General features: G+C 70.3%; 17 protein-coding genes and 1 tRNA gene. 11 read left to right on the top strand and 7 right to left on the bottom strand.

Features of this window, described 5'->3' with window-relative positions; translation table 11 throughout:
- The first annotated feature begins 187 nt into the window (after positions 1 to 187).
- Positions 188 to 439: a hypothetical protein gene (locus WG212_RS07230; protein ID WP_337186407.1), complete on the top strand. Its 252-nt coding sequence runs from the start codon at positions 188 to 190 to the stop codon at positions 437 to 439.
- A 63-nt stretch (positions 440 to 502) separates the two neighbouring features.
- On the opposite strand, the gene WG212_RS07225 is transcribed toward WG212_RS07230, so the two are convergent.
- Complete coding sequence (locus tag WG212_RS07225) at positions 503 to 1,531, bottom strand: endonuclease/exonuclease/phosphatase family protein (RefSeq protein ID WP_337186406.1); 1,029 nt, start codon at positions 1,529 to 1,531, stop codon at positions 503 to 505.
- Between the two features lie 316 nt (positions 1,532 to 1,847).
- On the opposite strand from WG212_RS07225, the gene WG212_RS07220 reads away from it, so the two are divergent.
- Together WG212_RS07220 and WG212_RS07215 are read left to right on the top strand one after the other, a co-directional pair.
- A complete protein-coding gene (locus tag WG212_RS07220) occupies positions 1,848 to 2,738 on the top strand; it encodes a formylglycine-generating enzyme family protein (RefSeq protein ID WP_337186405.1) in 891 nt (296 codons plus the stop codon).
- Positions 2,739 to 2,835: 97 nt separating this feature from the next.
- Positions 2,836 to 3,576 carry an enoyl-CoA hydratase-related protein gene (locus WG212_RS07215; RefSeq protein ID WP_337186404.1) on the top strand — a complete coding sequence of 247 codons (741 nt, stop codon included), beginning with the start codon at positions 2,836 to 2,838 and terminating at the stop codon, positions 3,574 to 3,576.
- Between the two features lie 3 nt (positions 3,577 to 3,579).
- Here the strand turns inward: WG212_RS07215 and WG212_RS07210 are convergent, their stop codons facing one another.
- Positions 3,580 to 5,055, bottom strand: coding sequence for an MBL fold metallo-hydrolase (locus WG212_RS07210; RefSeq protein WP_337186403.1), 1,476 nt, complete (start codon positions 5,053 to 5,055; stop codon positions 3,580 to 3,582).
- 40 nt (positions 5,056 to 5,095) lie between these two features.
- Positions 5,096 to 5,749: a helix-turn-helix domain-containing protein gene (locus tag WG212_RS07205; protein ID WP_337186402.1), complete on the bottom strand. Its 654-nt coding sequence runs from the start codon at positions 5,747 to 5,749 to the stop codon at positions 5,096 to 5,098.
- A 92-nt stretch (positions 5,750 to 5,841) separates the two neighbouring features.
- On the opposite strand from WG212_RS07205, the gene WG212_RS07200 reads away from it, so the two are divergent.
- Positions 5,842 to 6,501 carry a DsbA family protein gene (locus WG212_RS07200; protein WP_337186401.1) on the top strand — a complete coding sequence of 220 codons (660 nt, stop codon included), beginning with the start codon at positions 5,842 to 5,844 and terminating at the stop codon, positions 6,499 to 6,501.
- Here WG212_RS07200 and WG212_RS07195 read toward each other — a convergent pair.
- Both WG212_RS07195 and WG212_RS07190 read right to left on the bottom strand, forming a co-directional pair.
- Positions 6,498 to 7,391, bottom strand: coding sequence for a transglutaminase family protein (locus tag WG212_RS07195; RefSeq protein ID WP_337186400.1), 894 nt, complete (start codon positions 7,389 to 7,391; stop codon positions 6,498 to 6,500). The genes WG212_RS07200 and WG212_RS07195 overlap by 4 nt on opposite strands.
- Entirely contained in the window at positions 7,388 to 9,916 is a 2,529-nt protein-coding gene (locus tag WG212_RS07190) for a circularly permuted type 2 ATP-grasp protein (RefSeq protein WP_337186399.1), read from the bottom strand. The genes WG212_RS07195 and WG212_RS07190 overlap by 4 nt, the downstream gene beginning before the upstream one ends.
- Before the next feature lie 158 nt (positions 9,917 to 10,074).
- Here WG212_RS07190 and WG212_RS07185 point away from each other — a divergent pair, with 158 nt between their 5' ends.
- Complete coding sequence (locus WG212_RS07185; RefSeq protein WP_337186398.1) at positions 10,075 to 10,860, top strand: hypothetical protein; 786 nt, start codon at positions 10,075 to 10,077, stop codon at positions 10,858 to 10,860.
- Here the strand turns inward: WG212_RS07185 and WG212_RS07180 are convergent.
- A complete protein-coding gene (locus tag WG212_RS07180; protein WP_337186397.1) occupies positions 10,847 to 12,469 on the bottom strand; it encodes a SpoIIE family protein phosphatase in 1,623 nt (540 codons plus the stop codon). The two genes, WG212_RS07185 and WG212_RS07180, sit on opposite strands and share 14 nt — an antisense overlap.
- Positions 12,470 to 12,599: 130 nt before the next feature.
- Here WG212_RS07180 and WG212_RS07175 point away from each other — a divergent pair, with 130 nt between their 5' ends.
- From WG212_RS07175 to WG212_RS07160, 4 genes are read left to right on the top strand one after another with little or no spacing between them, the layout of a single operon-like run.
- On the top strand, positions 12,600 to 15,260 hold the full coding sequence (locus WG212_RS07175) for a hypothetical protein (RefSeq protein ID WP_337186396.1): 2,661 nt from the start codon (positions 12,600 to 12,602) through the stop codon (positions 15,258 to 15,260).
- A complete protein-coding gene (locus tag WG212_RS07170) occupies positions 15,250 to 16,353 on the top strand; it encodes a hypothetical protein (RefSeq protein WP_337186395.1) in 1,104 nt (367 codons plus the stop codon). The genes WG212_RS07175 and WG212_RS07170 overlap by 11 nt, the downstream gene beginning before the upstream one ends.
- Complete coding sequence (locus WG212_RS07165; protein WP_337186394.1) at positions 16,350 to 16,754, top strand: hypothetical protein; 405 nt, start codon at positions 16,350 to 16,352, stop codon at positions 16,752 to 16,754. Before WG212_RS07170 ends, WG212_RS07165 begins: the two co-directional genes overlap by 4 nt.
- Positions 16,751 to 17,995, top strand: coding sequence for a hypothetical protein (locus WG212_RS07160; RefSeq protein WP_337186393.1), 1,245 nt, complete (start codon positions 16,751 to 16,753; stop codon positions 17,993 to 17,995). Before WG212_RS07165 ends, WG212_RS07160 begins: the two co-directional genes overlap by 4 nt.
- Positions 17,996 to 18,017: 22 nt before the next feature.
- Here WG212_RS07160 and WG212_RS07155 read toward each other — a convergent pair whose 3' ends face one another.
- Positions 18,018 to 18,755, bottom strand: a complete 738-nt coding sequence (locus WG212_RS07155) for an SIMPL domain-containing protein (protein WP_337186392.1) — start codon at positions 18,753 to 18,755, stop codon at positions 18,018 to 18,020.
- Positions 18,756 to 18,870: 115 nt separating this feature from the next.
- On the opposite strand from WG212_RS07155, the gene WG212_RS07150 reads away from it, so the two are divergent.
- Positions 18,871 to 18,946, top strand: a tRNA-Ile gene (locus WG212_RS07150).
- A gap of 85 nt (positions 18,947 to 19,031) precedes the next feature.
- Positions 19,032 to 20,801 (top strand): site-specific integrase, encoded by a 1,770-nt coding sequence (locus WG212_RS07145; protein ID WP_337186391.1) that lies wholly within the window; start codon positions 19,032 to 19,034, stop codon positions 20,799 to 20,801.
- The last annotated feature ends 27 nt before the right edge of the window (positions 20,802 to 20,828 follow it).

The following is a 20,828-nucleotide window of genomic DNA, read 5'->3' as shown; positions in this document are numbered from 1 at the left end:
CCCCGTCCGACCTCGCAAGCGCTAGTTGCGACTAAAGGCCTTTGTTAACGAAAGGCAAAGCCTTTTCGGCCGCCGCGCGACCGCCGTTCAACCCCTGCGAGGTCTTTCGACAGACTCCCGGTTAAGGTCTTGGTGACCGAAGCACCGCCGAACTGCGCCCGTTCGGAAGTGTGATTCTGCGAAGGCCATGCGCGTCATCCCCCTGCATCCTACCTTCGACCACGGCGCTGCGCTCAGGGTTCCCCCGGCGCACGATCGGAAGAACTGGGCGGTGCTCTGGCAATGGCTGGGCGAGGACGCCCAGTCGGTGGCGGAGGCCGCGGCGGTGCAGGTGCGCACCCCCGAGGGGCCCGTCATCGCCCACAGCGGCGACTGGATCGTTCTGTCGCACTCGGGGGCGTTCCACGTGGCGCACACGTTGCGAACGCTGGATTCCTGAGCCGCGACCATCCCGTCGGGCCGGGGCGGCTGGGGCTTCCTGGTATCCGGGCGATACCTGGGATCAGGGTGTCCAGGAGACCCGGACGCCCAGCCTGTGCGGGCGCACGGCGACGTCGGGCGCCGGACGGTAGGCCGCCTCGACCGCCGCCGTCCAGGACAGCCGGTAGCGGACCAGATAGCCGGGGTGGTCCGAAAGCGCCCGGCCCGGCGCGGCGGTGAAGATCTGCCTGGCATGGACCGGCTTCACCCTTATGTCGCCGTCGCGGAACGCCTGCAGGTCCTGACTGGACAGCCAGGGTTGCGACGCGATGTCGGCGGCGCCGGCGTCGCAACCCGATCCCGGGGCGGCGCAATACTCGCTGACCACCGTGTAGGGCCGCTCCAGGGCTTCGAAGTCGTAGCGTTGCGGCGAGTTGCGGACGTTGAAGTCTCCGCCGACCACCAGCGGCGCGCCCGGCGCGCGATGCGTGGCGAGGAAGGCGGTCAGCTCCCGCACCTGGCCATTGTGGGCCGCCAGGGTGCGGCTGTGCGGCGCGCGAGAGGCTTTGCGGGCGTTCATGTGGGTGTTCACGACGTCGATCGGCGACGGCAGGCGTTCGGGGGCGATCCGCACCAGCATGGCGCCCTTGTTGGCCAGGCAGTCGAAGCCGGCGCAGTTGTTGTAGGCCGCGTGGCGCACCTCGAGGATCGGGGCGTCGCTCAGGACGTGCAGGCCCGCGCCGAACAGCTTGCCCAATCCCTCGCCGCGCAGCGCGTCCCGCGCGCCCAGGACCGCCCCTGCGAAGGGCGTGCGCTCGTCGCGGCCGGGTCCGCGCGCCCAGTAGCGATAGCCACTCTCGCGGACCAGCACGCCGATATCGTGGGTGAATCCTTCCTGGATCAGCACCACGTCGGGTTGCCGCCCCTCGCGGCGCAGGCCGGCCAGTTCCCGGCCGATGTCGCGCAGCGCCTCGTCGCGGCCCAGGGCCAAGGGCCAGGGCAGGCCGCGGATATTGTAGGTCAGGACGCTGAGCTCGATCTCTCCGCCGGAGGCGACGACAGGGGCGGCCGCCTCGTAGATCTGTGGTGCGGGGGGGACATCCGGGTGCATCGCACGCCGCTCCAGGACATGCGGCGACCCTCAGGGCGGGAAGCAACCTTCCCAAGGCGAGGTCCGCTCGCGGTGTTCAAGCGCAGCCCGATGTCTTCTGGTGCGTTGTCCGGGCGGGCGGAGACATGACCCGTGTCGTTCACCGGCGTGTGACACTTGCATCGTCGTTTCGCGACGCGCCGCGGCCCGCCGCCGCATCCCCGGAAAGCGGACGTCGGAAAGGACGGATCGCGGGTGGACATCCGGGGCGCTGCGGAGTCACCTAAGGCGCATGAGCGAAATTGACACTTCCCCTGCCACTTCTTCCGCGAACGGCATGGTGCTGATCCCGGGCGGCGAATTCGCGATGGGTTCGGACCACGCCTATCCCGAGGAGGCGCCCGTCCGCCGCGTGCGGGTGGACCCCTTCTGGATGGACCTGACGCCGGTGACGAACGCCGAGTTCGCGCGGTTCGTGGCCGAGACCGGTTTCGTCACCTTCGCCGAGATCGCGCCCACGCGGGAACAGTACCCCATGGCGCGGCCCGACATGCTGAAGGCGGGGTCGGCGGTGTTCCAGCCCACGCGGGGGCCGGTTCCGATGCACGATTCCGGCGCCTGGTGGGACTACCGGTTCGGCGCCTCGTGGCGCAAACCGCTGGGGCCGGGCAGCTCGCACGAGGCCCTGCCGGACCATCCGGTGGTCCATGTGACCTACGACGACGCCGTGGCCTATGCGGCCTGGGCCGGCAAGCGCCTGCCCACCGAGGCCGAATGGGAGTTCGCGGCCCGGGGCGGGCTGGAAGGCCGGGACTACGCCTGGGGCGACGAACTCGAACCCGGCGGCGCGACGCTGGCCAACTACTGGCAGGGCCAGTTTCCGTACCAGAACCTGCTGACCGACGGGTGGGAGCGCACCTCGCCGGTGCGGAGCTACCCGCCCAACGGCTACGGCCTCTACGACATGATCGGCAACGTCTGGGAACTGACCTCCGACTGGTACGCCATGCCCCAGGCGCCGGCGAGCCCGTGCTGCACCTCGGTCAACCCGCGCGGGCCGGCCGTCAGCGACGACCATGCGAAGCTGGGGCCCCGGCGGGTGATGAAGGGCGGCTCGCACCTCTGCGCCGAGAACTACTGCCGCCGCTACCGCCCGGCGGCGCGGCATCCCCAGATGGCCGACACCTCGACCTCGCACGCCGGCTTCCGCTGCGTGCGCGACGCCTGACGCCGGCCGGACCGGAACCCGCCGAGCCTGACGCAGGGGCGCCGTTGCCCGCGTGCGGTCGCCCGTGCAGGGTCGCCCAAACGCGAGGGAGGCTGCGGTGGGCGACGACATCCTGCTGGTCGAGGACCTGGGCGACGGCGTCCGCCGCCTGACGATGAACCGGCCCGACCGGCTGAACGCCCTCAACCACCCCGCGGCCGAGGGGCTGCTGGCCCACTTCGAGGGCCTGCGCCGGAAGACCGACGTGCGTGTCGTGATCATCCGCGGGGCGGGCCGGGCGTTCTCGTCGGGCGCCGATCTCAAAGCCGGCGGTACGCCCGAGGCCCTGCGCGACGGGCCGAACGGCGACTGGGTGCTGCGCGACCTGATGAAGGCCATGCGGGCGTGCCCCCAGCCGCTGATCTCCACCGTCCGCGGGGCCGCCGCGGGCGGCGGGCTGGCCATCGCGCTGGCCTCCGACGTGATCCTGGCCAGCGAGAGCGCGGCGTTCCACCCCGCCTTCATCAACATCGGCCTGTCGGGTTCGGAACTGGGCGTGAGCTGGCGGCTTCAGCGGATGATCGGTCTGTCCAAGGCGCGCGAGATGCTGCTGGCCGGCCGCCCCCTGCTGGCCCAGGCGGCGCTGGACGCGGGCCTGGTGTCGGCGGTGACGCCGGAAGCCGAGCTGGACGACCAGGGCCTGGCGCTCGCGCGTGACATGGTTCGTGCGGGGCCGGACGCCCTGCGCCTCACCAAGCGGACCCTGGACCTCGCCCTGGAGACGGGCAGCTTCGACGCGGCGATGGAGGCCGAGGAGCGGGCCCAGATGCTGATGATCCGGGCCCGGTCGCGGGGCTGAGTCCTACGGAACCCGCCCGATGTCCACGGAGGTCGTGTTCAGCGGCAGGGTGTAGAGCGTCCCGTCGTCGGCGATGTGCCAGGCGCCCTTGCGCGTCTCGTTCAGACCGCGACGGAAGATGGCCTTCAGCAGGGCATTATCGGGCGCCGGCAGCAGATGGTAGAGGGCGAGCAGCCGCACGCCGGCCTCGTTCGCCGCCTCGGCCGCCTCGGTCGGCGAGATGTGGTAGCTCTGGATGTCGTCCATGATATGGGCGACCCGGTCGCGGCCGGCGCCGCGGGCCTGGCCCTCGAGTGTGCGGATCATCTCGCGGTTCAGGGCTTCGGACAGGAAGATGTCGGCGCCCTTCGACGCCGCCGTCAGCCGGGCGTCGGCGGTGGTGTCGCCGGTGACCACCACGGAGCGGCCCTTGTAGTCGAAGCGGTAGGCGTAGGCCGGATGCACCGGGGCGTGGTTTGTCTCGATGGCCGTGATCTTCAGTCCGTCCTTTTCGAGCACGACCGCGGTGGGCGCCGCCACGCCTCCGGGCATGGCCACCGGTTGGGCGGCGAGCGGCCACGTCGCGGCCGGCATGAGCTTTTCGGTGTGGTGGGCGGTCCGGTAGGTCTGGTCCAGGGCGTAGGCCTCGTTGAAGCCCGCCACGACGCGTTCAACCCCAGGCCCGCCGTACACGGCCAGGGGGCCCGGCCGGCCGCCGACCCAGGTCTGGAGGTTCAGTTCGCCCAGGTCGCCGATATGGTCGGAATGGAAGTGGGTCAGCAGGACGCCGTCCACCTGGCCCAGCGGGAGACCCCACAGCATCAGGTTCTCGACGGACTCCGGGCCCACGTCGACGATGTAGATCTTCCCACCCGCGATGACGGCGACGCAGGACTTGGCGCGCTTGGGGCTCGGCAGTGGGGCCGAGGTGCCGCAGACGGCGACGCGCAGGGCGTCGTCCTTCATCACCGCGGAGACGTCGCGGGCCACGCCCTGGCGGGCGAAGGCGGCCAGCAGGCGGTCCTGGACGCCGGCGTTGTTGAGCGCCGCGCCGGCGGCGAGCACCAGGCCGGCGACGACCAGGGCCGAGACGGCGATGGCGCGCAGCGGCCGGCGCGGCGCCGATCCATCGCCGATGGTCCGGGCGTGCAGCCCCAGCGCCAGGGCGCCGATGGCCTCGATCGGCACGTTCGGGACGACGCCCGCGGCATCGCCGGTGACCGCCCAGGTGAGCAGCCGGCCCGTGACGATCAGGCCCAGAAGGGCCGCGCCGACGCCCAGCAGGGTCTGGCTGCGGCGCCAGAGGCCGACGAGGCACAGCGCCGCGAGGATCAGGAACGCGCCGCCGAAGTCGCCGCGCAGGGTGGAGAGGCCGGCCACCCCGATCGGCTCGACGGCCAGCCGTTCGCCCAGGCGGGCGGGCGCCAGCCAGAAGCCCACGCCCAGGATCGCGAAGAGGACGCCATACAAGGCGACCAGGATTCGGGTGACGACGGCCATGCTTGCTTCCCCCCGGGGCCGTGGCGGCCCCCTTTTTGTCTCAGGCTTCCGGCCTTGCGGTCCGGGCCGGCTTGAAGATCCCGGCGGCGGCCGCTTCGGCGAGGTCGTGCGCCTCGCCCGCCGCGACGCCCAGCCCGCGCAGCAGGCCCTGGGCCAGGTTGCGGGCCAAGGTTTGCGCGTCGTCGGCCGTTCCGCGTTCCAGGGTGCGGGCGACACCGATCTGCACGATGCCCACGGCCAGCAGGATCGCCGCCTCCAGGCCCGGCCCCTCGAAGCGCCCTGTCGCGAGGCCGAGCTGGATGTCGGCCCGGACGCCGGCGTTCATGGGCGCGTCCGGCACCGCCGCGCCGTGGAACAGGCGCAGCATCATGTGCGCCGGCTCCGGGTAGTCCGCGGCGTTGCGGATGAAGAGGCAGAGCGCGCGCGCCACCCGTTCGGCGGGATCGGAAACGCCCTCGCCAGCGATGGCCACGGTCGTTTCGGCGGATCTGCGCGCCTGGTCGGCCAGGGCCCGGGCCAGGGCGTCCTTGTCGGCGAAGTGGTTGTAGAAGCTGCCTTTGGCCACATCGGCGGCCTGGACGATCTCGTCGATGCTGACGCCGTCCACCGAACGCTCGGCGAACAGCGCCTGGCCCGCCTTCAGCAGGGCGGCGCGGGTGCGCTGGCGGCGGCGGTCGGGGCGGGGCTGCGACATGACGTTCACAATTTGACTATATGGTCATTATTGAACTATACAGTCAGAAAATCAAGCCCTGCGAAATCAAGCCCTGCGTCGGGGAGGCGCCGATGGCCCTGCAAGTGGATGTCTTCTGGTCGTTCCGCAGCCCGTATTCGTACCTGGCGACGACGCGCATCGCCGAGATCGCCGCGCGCTACGACGTGGATATGCGCATCCGGCCGGTCTATCCCCTCGCGGTGCGCGTGGACGGGTTCTTCGACCGCCAGGACCCCCGCTGGCTGATGTATCTGGGCCGCGACTGCTATCGGACGGCGCAGATGCTGGGCATGACGTTCGGGCCGCCACGGCCCGATCCCATCGTGATGAACCTCGCCACGCGCGAGATCCCCCGGGAACAGCCCTACATCCGCCGGCTGACCCACCTGGGCCAGGCCGCCTGCGAGGCGGGCCGGGGCATCCCCTTCATCTGCGAGGTCGCCCGCATCATCTGGGACGGCCAGACTGATGGATGGGACCGGGGCGATCATCTGGCCCGGGCGACGGCCCGCGCCGGCCTGGACCTGCCCACGCTGGACGCCGTCGTCGCGGCCGAGGGCGAGCGGCTGGAGGCCGAGGTCCAGGCCAGTCATGCGGCCCTCGACGCCGCCGGGCACTGGGGCGTGCCCACCTTCGTCTTCGAGGGCGAACCGTTCTTCGGCCAGGACCGGATCGACGTCCTGCTGTGGCGGCTGCGCCAGCACGGGCTGGCGGAGAAGCCGGCCGTCTAGTTTGCAGCCTCGGCCTCGGGGATCACGTCGACCTCCACCCGCAGCGTCTGCGGGCCGGAGGCCAGGATGATGCCGTCGATAGGCGCCACGTCGGCGTAGTCGCGTCCGACAGCCAGGATGATGTGGTCGTCCTCGGCCAGGATGGCGTTGGTGGGGTCGAAGCCGATCCAGCCCAGGCCCGCGCCGCACCAGACGCCGATCCAGGCGTGGGTGGCGTCGGCGCCCTCCAGGCGGGGCTGGCCCGGCGGGGGCACGGTGCGCAGATAGCCGCTGACGTAGGCGGCCGGCAGGCCCAGGCCGCGCAGGCCTGTGATCATCACGTGGGCGAAATCCTGGCAAACGCCGTGACGGGCGTTGAAAGCCTCCAGAACCGGCGTCGTCACCTCGGTGGCGCCGGGATCGTAGCGGAAATCGGCGTGGATGCGCCGGTTCAACTCGAGCGCCGCCTCCACGATCGGCCGGCCGGGAGGAAAACTCTCGCGGGCGTAGTCGGTGATGGCCGCGGTGATCGGCGTCCGCTCGGTGGGGTAGATGTAGACGGCCGGCCCATCGGCTTCGATCGAGGGTTCCGCCAGGGCCGCGGCGCGCACCGTCTCCCACGTCGGGCTTCCGCCGGCGTCCGGCGGACGGGGCGAGTGGACGTCCACCCGCGAGACGGCTTCGATGGTCAGCGTGTTGTGCGGGCGGTCGACCACGACGGTCAGCGTGCGTTCGCCGAAGGGGCCGGTCCGGTCCACCGTGACGGACGGCCGGGGCGTCACCTTGAGGTCGGCGGCGAGCACGGTCTGGTGGGCGTTGGACACCGGCGTCAGGCGCAGCACGCAGCGCGCATAGGTCACCGCGGCGTCCCCGTAGCTGTAGATCGTCTTGTGCTTCAGGTCGTAGATCACGCCAGCCCCACCAGCTTGACCGTGGGCACCGCGCTGGCGCCCTGAAGGAAGTAGCGGTCGGCGACGGCGTTCGAGAACCGCATCAGGGCGCGTTCGAACCGGAGGGCCTTGTCGGCGGAGAGTTTTCGCGCGTCCTCGGTCTCCACGTCGGCGACCAGCGTGAGCAGGATGCGCTGCGGCTCCTCCAGCATGCCGTCGTCGTTCAGCGGCGGCAGCACCGACAGGTGCTCCTTGAGCGTCTGGAGCTGGAAGGCCAGGGAGCGGGTGTTGAACGGGTCCAGCATCACCAGGTCGCGCACCGGCGTCAGCGCCAGGCCCGCAAGATAGCGCGCGCGATAGGTGATCTGGCTGTCGTTGAGGTCGAGCAGCAGGTCGAGATCGTCGGTGGTCGCTTCGTCGCGCGCCAGCAGCCGCGAGAGACGGCAGGCGTTGACCCCGCGCTCGATCCGCCGGCCGATGTCCAGGAACCGCCATCCGGCGACCCGGTTCATGTTCTCCTGCGCCAGGCCCGACAGCGCCGCCATCGTCTGCAGGGCCCGGTTGGTCAGGCGCAGCACGTCGGCCTCGGTCTCGAGCCGCCCGGCCTTGGCGAGGCCGCCCTCGATGCCCACGAGCAGCGCCCAGAAGTCGGCCGACAGGCGTTCGCGCATCGAGGCCGCCGTCCGCATCTCGGCCCGGATGGTCGAGATCACCGAGCCCCAGGCTCCGGGGTCCAGCAGCGCGCGTCCGGCGGCGTGCACCACGTCGGCGGCCGGGGCGCGCAACGCGCCCCATTCGGTCAGCAGGAGCTGAAGGCTCTCGAAAGTCTCGCCGGCGGCGTGGGCGGCCGCCTCGGCGGCGATGCTGCTGGTGCAGAGGCTGCGCACGGCGCGCAGGGTGCATTCGGCCCGTTCCATATAGCGGCCCAGCCAGAACAGGTTGTCGGCTGCACGGCTGGGCAGATGGCCCATGATCCGGCGCACCTGCACGCTGTCGGCGCTGGGCATCAGGGTCATGCGCTCGACGGGCTTCTCCCCGATCACCCAGACATCGGCCGCGCGCGCGCCTTCGCCCATCGAGATGGCCCGGACGTCGGGCCGGTCCGACGTCCGGCAGAATCCACCGGGCATCACGCGGATGCCGTCCGGGGTCGAGGCCGCAAAGACCCGCAGGACGAACGGCGCCGGCGAGAGGCGGTCGTCCTTCAGCACCGGCATGGTCGAGAGCCGGACCACCTCCTGGCCCACGAAGTCGGCGGGCCGGTCCTGCAGGTTCCGGATCAGGCCGTCGCGCTCGGCGGGCGTCATGTCGGCCACCATCCGCGACTGGGACAGGATGCTGTCCCCGCCGGGCGCATTGAAGGCGGGCGCGATGGCCAGGTCGTCGAGGCGGCTCTCGACCAGGGCCTGTTCGGCCGGCTGTCCGCACCACCAGGTGGCGACATGCGGCATGGCGAGGTCCTCGCCCAGCAACTCCTGGCAGAGGCGTGGCAGGAAGCCCATCAGGGCGCGGGATTCCAGAACGCCCGAACCCGGCATGTTGAGCACGGTGACACCGCCGGCGCGGATGGCCTCCAGCATGCCCGGCGTGCCCAGCCGCGAGGCGTTGTTCAGTTCCAGCGGATCGATGAAGCCCGAGTCCACGCGCCGCAGGATCACGTCGGCCCGCTTCAGCCCGGCGATGGTCCGCACGTAGACCTTGCCGTCCCGGGCCACGAGGTCATCCCCTTCCACCAGGAGGAAACCCAGGTAGCGGGCGAGGTGGGCCTGCTCGTCGTAGGTTTCGCTGAACTTGCCCGGTGTCAGCAGGCAGATGCGCGGATCACTCCGATCGGCGGCCGAGGCCAGGCCGCGCCGGTGGGCGTCGAAGAACGGCGCCAGCCGATGAACGTTCATCGTGTTGTAGAGGTTCGGGAAGGCGCGGCTGACGGCCAGCCGGTTCTCGAGCGCATAGCCCAGGCCGGACGGCGCCTGGGTGCGGTCGCCCAGGACCCACCAGCGACCGTCCGGTCCGCGACCCAGGTCGGCGGCGTAGATGTGGGTGTGGCGGCCGCCGGGCGGAGCGATGCCGCGTACGGCGCGGATGAAGTCGCCGCTGCCGGTCAGCGCCGCGGCCGGGAGTCGTCCCTCGGCCACCATCCGCGCCGGACCGTAGATGTCGCGGAGCAGGGCTTCCATCAGCCGGGCGCGCTGGGCGACGCCGGCGGAGATCTCGTCCCATTCCGCCTGGGTCAGGATCAACGGCAGGGGATCGATGGGCCAGGTGCGCTCGGCTTCGTCCGCTCCCGGACGGTAGGCGACGCCGGCGTCGCGCAGGTGCCGCGCGGGCAGGGCGAATCGCGCGCCCGGATCGCCGGCCGGGAAAGCGGCGAAATGGCCCAGGAAGTCCAGCCAGTGGTCGCGCGGGCGGCCACGCGCGTCGAACAGTTCGTCGGGGACGCCGGGGATGGGCTCATACGCCCGCAGCCACTCCCGCAGGCGACGGGTCGCCCCCGGCTCGGCCGCGGGCTTCCGGCGCCGCGTCGCGGCGGATGTGTCGGCGGCCACCAGCTTCCCCGATCCTGCGGTCAGAAATCCCACGTTCGGCCGCGGACGGTATCATAGCGCGCGTCCGGGTCGAGCCGTCCGGCGCTTCGCTGGTCGCGCCCGCAAGCCTCTGCTATGGCCGGCCCGCGGACCCAGGGTCCGCGGGGAGGGAAGCCAGAATGCCTCGCCTGTTCCTGTCGGTCGACATGGCCGGCTCGACCGAGTTCAAGGCCCGGTTCACGGGACAGGACGCGGACGGCTGGCTGGAGGTGTTCCGCACCTTCTTCTCCAGCTTTCCGCTGATGCTGGCCGGCCAGATCGGCTTCGAGTTCCTGGACGACGACGCGACGCCGTCGATCGACGTCTGGAAGGTGATGGGCGACGAGGTCGTGTTCGCCACCGAGCCGTCGGGCGCGGAGGAGCTGACCTCGATCCTCCTGGTGCTCCAGCGCACCATGCGGATGTACGAGGCGCGGCATTTCGAGGAACTGCCGCTGCGGTTGAAGGGCACCGCCTGGCTCGCCGATGTGGACGGCCCGAACATCCAGATCGAGATTCCCGAGCTTTCCTCCAAGAACGGGGCGCACATCGACTACATCGGCCCCGATATCGACCTGGGATTCCGCATTTCGAAGTTCTCCCGGCCCGGGTGCCTGACGATCTCCCTCGACGTGCTCGAGACGGTGCTCAGCGCGCGGAACGCAGCCAGCGCCGCGGTCTACATCATGGGCCGCGAGCCGCTGAAGGGCGTGCTGTTCGGCCGGCCCTATCCGATCCTGTGGATGCTCGACGCCGAGACCGCCTTCGACTTCCTGCCGTGGGAGGTCGACGCCGATCCGCTGATGGCGGCGGCCCTGCGCGCCGAGCCGGCGTCGATCGAGGGGCTGCGAAAGATGATCGCCGACATGCGCCTTTACCTGAAGCGCATGCACGGCCGCGACTGGGCGCCGGTCAGCCTGGCCTAGGCGCGCCGTCCCAGCGCACCACCAGGATCGCGATGTCGTCGGACTGCGGCGCCTCGCCCACGAAGACCCGCACGTCGTCGGCCAGGCCCTCGGCCAGCGCGCGCGCCGAACCGCCTGCCCGAGCCTCGGTGAGGGCCGTCTCGATACGGCCCACCGTGAACAGGTCGTCGGCGAGGTTCGCGGCTTCGGACACGCCGTCGGTGAACAGGATCAGGGCGTCGCCTGGCGCGAGCTGGAAGCGCTCGGTGCGGAACGGCATGTCGTCCATGACGCCGAGCGCGATCCCGCCGCCCTTGGCCAGGCGCGAGACCGCGCCGTCGGCCCGGCGGACGAACGGCGCCTCGTGGCCCCCGTCGGCGTACTCCACCTCGCCGGTCCGCAGGTCCAGCACGCCGCAGAAGGCCGTCACGAACATCTGGCCGGCGTTGTCGCGCGCCAGTTCGTCGTTGACCTTGGCCATGATCTCGCCCGCCGATCTCGTGTTGAGCGCGGTCGCCTTGAACAGCGTCATCGTCATGGCCATGAACAGGGCTGCCGGGACGCCCTTGCCCGAGACGTCGCCGACCACGAAGAACAGCCTGTCGCGATCCAGGAGGGCGTAGTCGTAGAGGTCGCCGCCGACATGCTTGGCCGATTCCAGCAGGGCGTAGATGTCGATCTCGCCCCGCTCGGGGAACGGCGGGAAGGTGCGGGGCAGCATGCCGATCTGGATGTCGCGGGCCGCCGAAAGTTCGCCCTCCACCCGCTCGCGCGCCGCCGTCGCGGCCTGCATGTCGACCAGATAGCGCTGGAGGCGGGCGATCATGGCGGTCATGGCCTCGGCCAGGCTGCCCACCTCGTCGCCGCGCCGGCGGCTGATGGCGTGCATCGCCGCGACCTCGCGCTCGTCCGGCCGGAAGTTCCGCTGCCCCATGTTCTCCGTGAATGCGGTAAGGCGCATGAGGGGCTGGACCAGCTGGTCGACCAGCAGCCAGCCGATGGCCATCGATGCGGCGAAGATCATCATGCCGACGGTGATCGCCGTCCGCAGCGCGCCGGCCAACCTCTGGCGCACCATGCCCAGGTCGACGTCGGCCCCGACCACATAGGTCCGCTCGTCAACCCCCCGGACCGGAAGGTAGAGCGAGCGGAAGTGGCCGAACTCGTCGTCGTATTCGTCGAACCGCATCTTGCCGTCGGCGAAGCTCTGGCGCAGCGCCTGCGGCGGACGCTCGTAGAGGGCGAAGAACGGCACCTCGCGCCGCGTCTCCATCTCCCGCTGGGTGGCGCTGGTCGAAACCGTGCGGATCTCGTCGCCGAAACGCATGTAGGTGTAGACGTAGACGAGGTCGGCCCGCTGGGCGAACCGTGACAGGCGGTACTGGAGCCGTCCGTACTCCTCGCGGGGGATGGAGTCGGGACCGATGATGCGGGCGTGGTAGAGGTCGGGGACCATCTCGTTGACCGCCAGCACCGCAGTCGTCAGTCGCCCGTCGATCCCGGCGATGATCTCCCGCCGATCGATCTGATAGAGCACGGTCGAATAGGCGACGGCCGAAACGAGATTCAGGACGCCCAGCAACAGCAGAAGTTGCGTCTTGAGCCGGAATCGCCACCGTCGGTGGCGCACAGATCTCGGGGCGTCCCCTGGGGCGTCGTTCATCGCGCTTGTGGCCCCGCAACGGCTTGGAAGGGAACGTATCGCTAATCATAGGGAATTACGGACAGGCCGTTAACGTGTGACGGATTGGGGGGATCGGGTGCGGGGTCTGGCGAGCCGGCTGTTCAGGGTCGAGGCGGGGGAGTGGTCGAAACTCCTCCAGTTCGGCCTGTTCGGACTCCTGCTTCAGACCGGCATGGGCGTCGGCTTCGCCGCCGGCGACGCCGCCTTCCTCACCAAGGTGGGCGCCGACAAGCTGCCGGTGATCTTCCTGCTCACCCCGGTGGTGATGCTGGTCTACACGGCGGTGTTCTCCTACCTCCTGGTGCGCTTCTCCATAGACCGGGTGGTGGAGGTGACGCTGGGCCTGCTGATCTTCGGCGGCGCCCTGCTGTGGGGCCTGATGGAGCTCGGTCTTCCGGCGCCCTGGAACACGGGCCTCTACTATGCGCTGAAGCTGTATCTGGCCGTCTGGTACATCGGCCTCTATTCGCTGTTCTGGAATTTCACCGACAGCTATTTCGACATCCAGGACGCCAAGCGCCTGTTCCCGCTCTTCGCGGCTTTCTGCGCCCTGGGGACGACCCTCGGGGCCCTGATCGTCAGCGTGCTGGCGAACGTCCTGCCGATGCACGGCTTCATGCTGGTCTGGTCGGGCCTCGCGCTCGCCACGGCCCCGGTCGCGCTCATGCTGCGCCGCCGCTGGCCCAGGATCGCCGACAGCGACGCCGACCTGGACGAAGGAAGCCACGGGGTGCGCGATCAGGCGCGGATGGTGGCCGAGGTGTTCCGAACCTCGCCCTACGCCGTCGCTCTGGTCGGTACGCTGTTCGTCACCCTGCTGATGACGAACCTGGCCGAGTATCAGTATTCCCTCGTGCTCCAGGAAGGGCGGAGCGAGGCTGAACTGGCCGCGCTGTTCGGCCAGCTCTACGCGGCGGCCAGCGCCTTCAACCTGGTCGTCTGCCTCTTCGTGTTCAACCGGCTGGTGACGCGGATGGGCGTGCGGAACGTGGCGCTGATCCTGCCGCTCACCTATTTCGCGGTCTTCGCGGTCTTCTTCCTGGTGGGCGGCGAACTGGCCGCCCTCGGTGCGTTCTTCGCCTACCACGGCGTGCTGACGTCGATCGAATACAACAACCAGAACCTGCTCTTCAACGCGACGCCCTCGCATGTGAAACGGCCCTTCCGGACGGTGGTGGAGGGCCTGTGCGAGCCGCTGGCGAGCCTGCTGTCGGGCGCCTTCCTGCTGCTGCTCGCCAAGCACGTGGACATGCGCGAGCTGTCGGGCATCGGCGTGCTTCTGGGAGCGGCCCTGGTCGGGGTCGTGATGCTGCTGCGCCACACCTATCCCGCCGCGATGGAGGCCAACATGCGCCGCGGCTGGCTGAACTTCGGCGAACTGGCCCAGTCCACGCCCGAGTTCGACGAGGCCGCCCGTGCGGCCCTACAGGCCCGGGTCGACGCGGCGGAGTCCGGGGCCGAGGAGTCCGGGGCCGCCCGCGCCGCGCAGGCGCTGCTCGACATCAGGGAGGGTGGGCCGCCGCCGGGACCGTCCGGGAATGCCGGCGACGGCGAGCCGGCGGAGGTCTTCGCCGCCGGGCTGGCCGATCCTTCGCCGTCGGTCCGCAAATCGGCCCTCGAAGCCCTTTCCGCCCGGGTGGGCGTCGGGGACATCGGCCTGGTCGGTCCGCTGGTGGCCGGCCTGGACAACCTGGACCAGGAGGACCGGCGCACGGTCCTGAACATGCTGGCCACGATCGGCGACGTCGATGCGATCCCGCAGATCCTGCCGGCTGTCGCCCAGCTCACACCACGGGAGCTGCGGGCGGCGGAAGCGATGCTGGTCGGCATGGGCGAGGCGGCGGCGCCGCGCCTGATCCAGGCGATGGCCAACGACCAGGCCCCGTATCGCGCCCGCGCCGTGGCCGCCCGTGCGCTCTGCGTTCTCTCGCACGCCCAGTTCCTCACGCAACTCGATCGCCTGGTGGGGGCGGAACTGGACGACACCGTCCGGCGCCAGGGCCTCGCCGAGCGGTTCGCGGCCCAGGCCGGCCGTTCGCCGGCGCTGGGTCTTCTGGCCGAGGCGGCGCGTCAGCGGATCGCGGAGGCGGTCGACTTCGTGCTGGAGTTGCTGGCCCTCGGAGGGCGGCTGCCCGACTTCGACCTCCTGATCGTGTCGCTGCACTCCGCCAATCCCAAGGTCCGGGGCAATGCGATCGAAGCGATCGCGGCGGGTGTCGATCATCCCACCTGGCGTCGGCTTGAACCCTTGCTGCATCGCGGGCGAGAGAGCGTGAAGGCCGCGGACGCCGGGGATCTGATCGCCGACCTCGCCCGCGCGGCCGCCACGTCCCAGGGCTTCGACGCCGTCGTCGCGGCTCAGGCGCTTCGCGATCTCGCCCCGCCCGAGGCGCTGGCCGCCCTCGCGCGGGGCGCTGTCGAGCCGGGCCTGGCGCCGATCTATCGCGAGAGCCTCGTCCGCATCCTGGCCGGCGGCGATGACGAACCCACGCTGGTGGATCTGGTCGGAGCGATCCGCGCCCGGCCCGATCTGTCCGCCGCCTCCATCGACGCCCAGGCGGCGCTGGCCCGGCGGGTGGTGCGCGAGAAGCCCGCGGGGGCGTCCCTGGAGCTCGTTCTGGCTGACGGCCGGTCCCGCTGGCTGTCGACATCTGTGGTCGAAGAGGTGGCGGCGCGTCGTCCGGACCTGGCGCTTGCGGTCCTCAAGGCCGGAGACGGGCGCGCCTATGCTGCGTGACGCCAGCCCCATCAAGACGCTGCTGTGGCGGACGTTCACGCCGGCGATCGTCGTGCTGGCGATCGGGCTGGGCGGTCTGGTCTACACCCGGCTGTACGACACCATCCTGGACGGCTTCTCGCGCAAGCTGGTGACGACCAGCGCGCTCACCGGGGCGCTGGTCGATCCCGCCGACCACGACTTCCTCATACAGGCGGCTTCGGTGCGGGCGCCGGCCGAGTCCGTCGAGGCGATGCCGCAGTATCTGCGCAACGTCGAGCCGATGCGGCGGATCCGGGAGGAGCTGGATCTCACCTATCTCTACACCCAGGTGCTCGGCGGCCTTAAGGACGTGATCTACATCCTGGATTCCACGGTGGGTGACGAGCATTCGCTGCTGGGGTCGGAGGACGAGCTCACCGAAGAAACCCGCACCGGCCTCCGTCGCACCACCGAAGGCGGGCCGATCTATGTTTCCCCCATCGAGTTCCAGGAGCAGTGGGGCCTGCTCAAGACCGCCGCCGCGCCTGTGGTGGACCGATCGGGCAGGATCGTCGCCACGGCGGGCGCCGACGTGAACATCTCGGTGATCGAGGTGGCGACCCAGAACGCCCTGTTCGCCAGCGCGCTGATCGGCCTGGCCTCGCTGATGGCGAGCGCCCTCGTCACCGTCCTGATCGTACGGTGGGTGGCCGCGCCCATCGAGGTGCTGAAGGCCGAGGCGCTGCGCATCGCCGCGGGCGATCCCGCGCCTCCGGCGGACACGCCGGCGCCGCGGGAAGTGCGACGGCTGCGTCTGGCGCTGACGGAACTGGCGGCCAGGCTGACGGCCGACATGCGGGACGCCTGGAGCCGCACCAAGGCCGAGGATCGCCAGCGCGACGAGGCGCTGTTGGCCGCAGCGCTTCCGCCGGCCGCGCCGGTACTCCTGATGCGGGGGAAGGCCGGCGACGTCGTCTGGCGACCGGCCAGCGATGGGCTGGAGGCGCGCCTCGAGCATCGCGCGATGGTCGCCCTGGCCGGCCGCCTCGCCGGCGATCCCGCCCTGGCCGGCCGCTGGCGCGAGCTGGCGGTGGCGCGCCAGGGCCTCCTGTCGGTGGAGGCGGGCGCATGATCGGGAGCGACGTCATCGACCGCCTCTTCGCGTTGCGCGCGGCCGAGCCGTTCCGGAGACTCGAGACCGCCGAGCTCCTGCTGATCGCCAGCCATGCGCGGGCGCGCCACTACGCGCCGGGGCGGGTGATCCTGGCGGCGGGCGCCGTCGCCGACCTCCTGGTGGTGCGGGTGGCCGGCGCGGCCCGCCTGGGACAGGGCGAGGCGCCCGAGGTCTTCGATGCGCCGGGCCTCCTGTTCGGCCTCCCCGCGGCCGCCGACTATGTGGCGGGCGACGCGGGGCTCGACGCCCTGGTGATCGCCAAGCCGCATGTGTTCACCATCGCCCGGGAATGCCCCGAGTTCGTGGTGGGCCTGCGGGCGCTCTCCCTCGCGTCGCCGGACGCGGGGCGGGCGGCGTGAGCATCCGGCGGATCTTCCTGGCGCTGGTGGCGCCCCTGTTCGTGTTGCTGGCGGCGGTGAACGGCGGTCTCCTCTACGTGTGGGAGAAGGCCGAGGCCGAAAAGGGCCTGGAGGGCGAGGCGATCGCCGCTGCCGTGACGGTGGCGGCTTTCCTGTCGACGCCAGAGCGCACGCGGGCCGCGCTCTCCGATGCTGTCCGGGCGCAGGCGCTGGAGCAGGCCGTGGCCCGTTCGCCCGGCCTGGAGGGTGTTTGGATCGTCGAGTCGGGCCGACCGGCGCTTAGGCTGGCGGGTGAAGGCGGTGTGGCGGGACTCGGGCCGGTGGCGGCGGGGCCGCCACGCGCCCTGCCCGTGCGGCTCGACCAGGGCGGACCGCATGTCCTGGGCCTGGCCGACGCCGGCGCGGGCCGCACCGTGGTGGCGCGGATCGACGCTGCGCCCCTGTTCGAGCGGGTGGCCGGGCTGCAGCGCCTGATCGCGGTGCTGATCGCGGGGGTGGGAGGTGTCGGCCTGGTGCTGGCGCTGGTGATCGCGCGCATGATCGGGCGCGAGCTGGCGCGGAACAGCGCCCAGGTGGCGGCGGAGGACGGGGCCTCGGCGCCGGACCAGGCCGTCTTCCGCATCCGCGAGACCCGCGACCTGGGCGCCGCCGTCCGCCTCATGCGGGCCAGCGTGTCGGGCCGGATGGCCCGGGGCCGGCGCGAACTTCTTCGGCGTGATCGGAGCCGCACGTCGGCCACCAGCGTGTCGGCCCTGCGCCCTTCGCTGTCGCCGCCGGTCGCGGCGGACGCGGCCGGGCGGCGGGTGGCGGCCCGGCTTGTCGGAGCGCCCGGGCCCGGCGTCTTCGTCGCCTTTTCCGCGCGTGATGGGCGCGCCGGCGTCGTCCTCGCCGAGGCGGCGGCGGATTTCCCGCCCGACGCCCTGGCACTGGCGCTCGCTGCGCGCCGGGCGCTCGAGGCGACGCTGCTGGACGGCGATCCGGCGCAACGGGTGGACGAGGCCCGCGCGGCGTTCGGCCTGACGCGCACGACCTGGACGGTCTGGTCGATCGACGAGGCCGCGCCAGGCCTCGAGGTGCTCGGCCTCGCGGAGGACCCCGGCGCCCTGTCCAAGGCGCGAACCTATGCCGGGCGCGCCCGGGGGCTGGGGCCCGGCGAGGTGCTCGACGACCTCGAGGCGTTGCTGGGCGTCGACGGCGCGATCGCGGTGATCGGGCCGTCGACTCCCCTCGAGGCTCAGTAGGCGGGACGGCCGGAGCCGCCGGTCAGCGGGCCAGTTCGTAGAGACCCGTCACGTCGATGCGGACCCGCAGTTCGCCGCCCGATACCGGCGAGCCGACATCCTTCATCTCGGCGCGCATGGCCATCATCTGCATCGGAGGCTGGGGCGTGTAGCCGCCACCTTCGCTGAGCGACACCAGGCGCTGGATCCGGTGGCTCGTGGCCCGCGCGTAGAGGTCGGCCTTGGCCGCCAGGGCCTTCACCGCTGCTTCCCGCGCCGCGTTCTCGGCCGCGGTCGGGTCCTTCAGGCCGAACGCGATGCCGTGCACCTGATTGGCGCCGGCGTTCACAGAGGCGTCGACGGCGGCGCCCAGGCGCTTCAGGTCCTGCACTTGGATCGTCACCTGGTTCGACGCCTGATAGCCCACCAGCATCGGCGGTTGGTTCTCCTGGTAGCGGTACTGGGGCGACAGGTTCAGGTTCGAGGTCTGGATGTCGCGCTCGGCGATCCCGGATTTCCTCAGGCTGGCCATCACGGCGTTCATGCGCTGGGCGTTGGCGGTCATGGCCTCGGCGGCGGTCTTGCCCTCGGTCATGACGCCCAGGGTGATCGTCGCCATGTCCGGCTCCACGCGCACCTCGCCATAGGCGGCCAGGTTCAGGGTGGTGGCCCGGAACAGGCTGTCGGCCGCAGGCGGCGCGGTTTGGGCCAGGGCGGCAGGCGCCGCCGCAGCGGTCGCGATCGCCAGGCCCAGGCCCGCGGCGCGCATCAGATTGTTCATCGGGGAAAACTCCAGTCCGTGTTGGGGATGGGCAAGCGTCGCAGGCCCCACCTGAACGCAAGCTTTAAGCGACGTGCAGGCCATGGTAACGCGCAGGCCGCCGCAAACGCTGCAGGGGCCTGTAGCTCAATGGTTAGAGCCGGCCGCTCATAACGGTCTGGTTGCAGGTTCGAGTCCTGCCGGGCCCACCAGCGCGCTTTTGAGGGTCTGATTTCCCTCAAATATTTGGTCTTAAACAGCTTCTCGGAGCGGCCTGTGACACCTTACTGTGCCACAATGGACGACGAAGAGTTGGCGAAACTCCCGATTTTTCCACGCGGGAACGTATGGTGGGTGCGGAAGAAGGTCCCTGTTGATCTGGCCCGCTACCCCGGCGAACAGGTACGAAAGACGCTCGACACCGAGGATCGGCGGGTGGCCGTGAGCCTCTACCCAGCGGTGTTGGCGGAAATCGAGCGTGGGTTCGCACGGACGCGTGCCGAACTTCACGAGCGAGGAAATGTCGCTGGCGCGCTCGCTCTCGGGAAACTCGAACTTCTGAGCCGCGCCGAGATCGAAGGGCTTGTTCGCGATTGGTGGGATGATCGAAAGGCGGCGTCGCTAAGTCGGCTGCCCGATCCGACTGACCGCGTTGCCGTCGAGGATGCATTGCAGTTGCTCGACGAGGACGCTGGCGATCTCGACGCCTTCAACCCCGGTCGCGGCGACGCTGCGCTACACGCCGCCGATCAGCTTCTAGTGAAAGCTGGCATGGCATCGCGGCCACGCCGGTTTGGCAGTCAGAAAACCGAGTTGCTGTTCCCGCGAGTCAACCGCGAGAGCGCGCAGTACGCCTATCTCTGCGAACTCGTCGCGCGCGCGCTGCAAAGTGAAAATGCGCAGGTTCGGGATCGCCTCGCCGGCAGGCAAAGCGCGCAGTTTGACCCGCTCTTTCATCCGGCCGGGGTGCCGCTGCCGGGCGGGGTGGAACAGGCGGATGTGGGGCATCGGGTCAGCGATCTCATTGCACTCTATCGCGCGGAGCGGACGGCCCTTCACGGCGAGGAGAGCACAGAGCGAAAGTATCGCCTTCTCTTCGCGGTGATGGAGGAGGTCATCGGTGCTGACCTCCCGGTGCGCTCGATCAAGCGGCAGCATTGTATAGAGGTCCTGACCTTCCTGAAGGCGTTTCCGCCGAACAAGGTGAAGCGGAAGAAGTTGAGAGACCTCTCGTTGAGAGGGGCCGTGGAATACGCCCAGGCTCATAATCTCCCTGGTCTCGCCCCCAACACTGTTGGCGGCTACATGCAGAACTTCGCCGCCATTTTGAGGTGGGCTGAGCGAGCGGACTTCGGCGTGAAGGCCGTTGTGGTGCAGGGGTTGGTTGAGCGCGGCGACCCGCAGGTTAAACGCAGGGGGTTCGAGGCGGACGAACTGAAGAAGCTGTTCGGTGCGCTCCGTGTGTTCAGAGAGAACGTGCCTTCAAGGTTCTGGGTGCCTGCTCTTTCCGCCTATACGGGGGCGAGGGCCGGAGAAATCTGCCAGTTGCATGCGAGCGATGTCATTGAAGTCAACGGCGTGCCATGTCTCAACCTCAGCGTCTTCGACGCCAAAGGCGTGCGGGCAGCCGACAAGCGTCTCAAGACCTCATCCAGCGAACGCATCGTTCCCCTGCACAAGACGCTGGTGGACGCTGGCTTTCTGCGATTTGCCCAGAAGCAGAAGGACGGGGAGCGGTTGTTTCCCGAGCTAGAGCCAGGGACTAAGGGCAGCTATTCTCATGGGTTCTCCAAGTGGTTTGGGCGCTTCAAGAGGGGTGTGGGCTTCCACGAACGCTCGCTGGTGTTCCATAGCTTCCGGCACGGATTTCGTGACGCATGTCGGCGAGCGGAGATACCGGAAGAAACTGCCCTGGCGCTCGGCGGCTGGGCCGCCATCAATCAGGCCACGCGCTACGGCGACCGTGCGGCAGTGCCGGTGCTTGAGAGGGCTGTTCAGAAGATCGAATACGGCGACTTCGACCTGACTGCCTTCCAATCGGGGGATGACCCTCCAGCAGCACGATGAACCCCGGTTCAACGCGGAGGGGAACAA

This window comes from Phenylobacterium sp., from assembly GCF_037189685.1.
In the GTDB taxonomy this organism is placed as follows: domain Bacteria; phylum Pseudomonadota; class Alphaproteobacteria; order Caulobacterales; family Caulobacteraceae; genus Phenylobacterium.
This window is presented reverse-complemented; position numbering and strand designations above follow the sequence as displayed.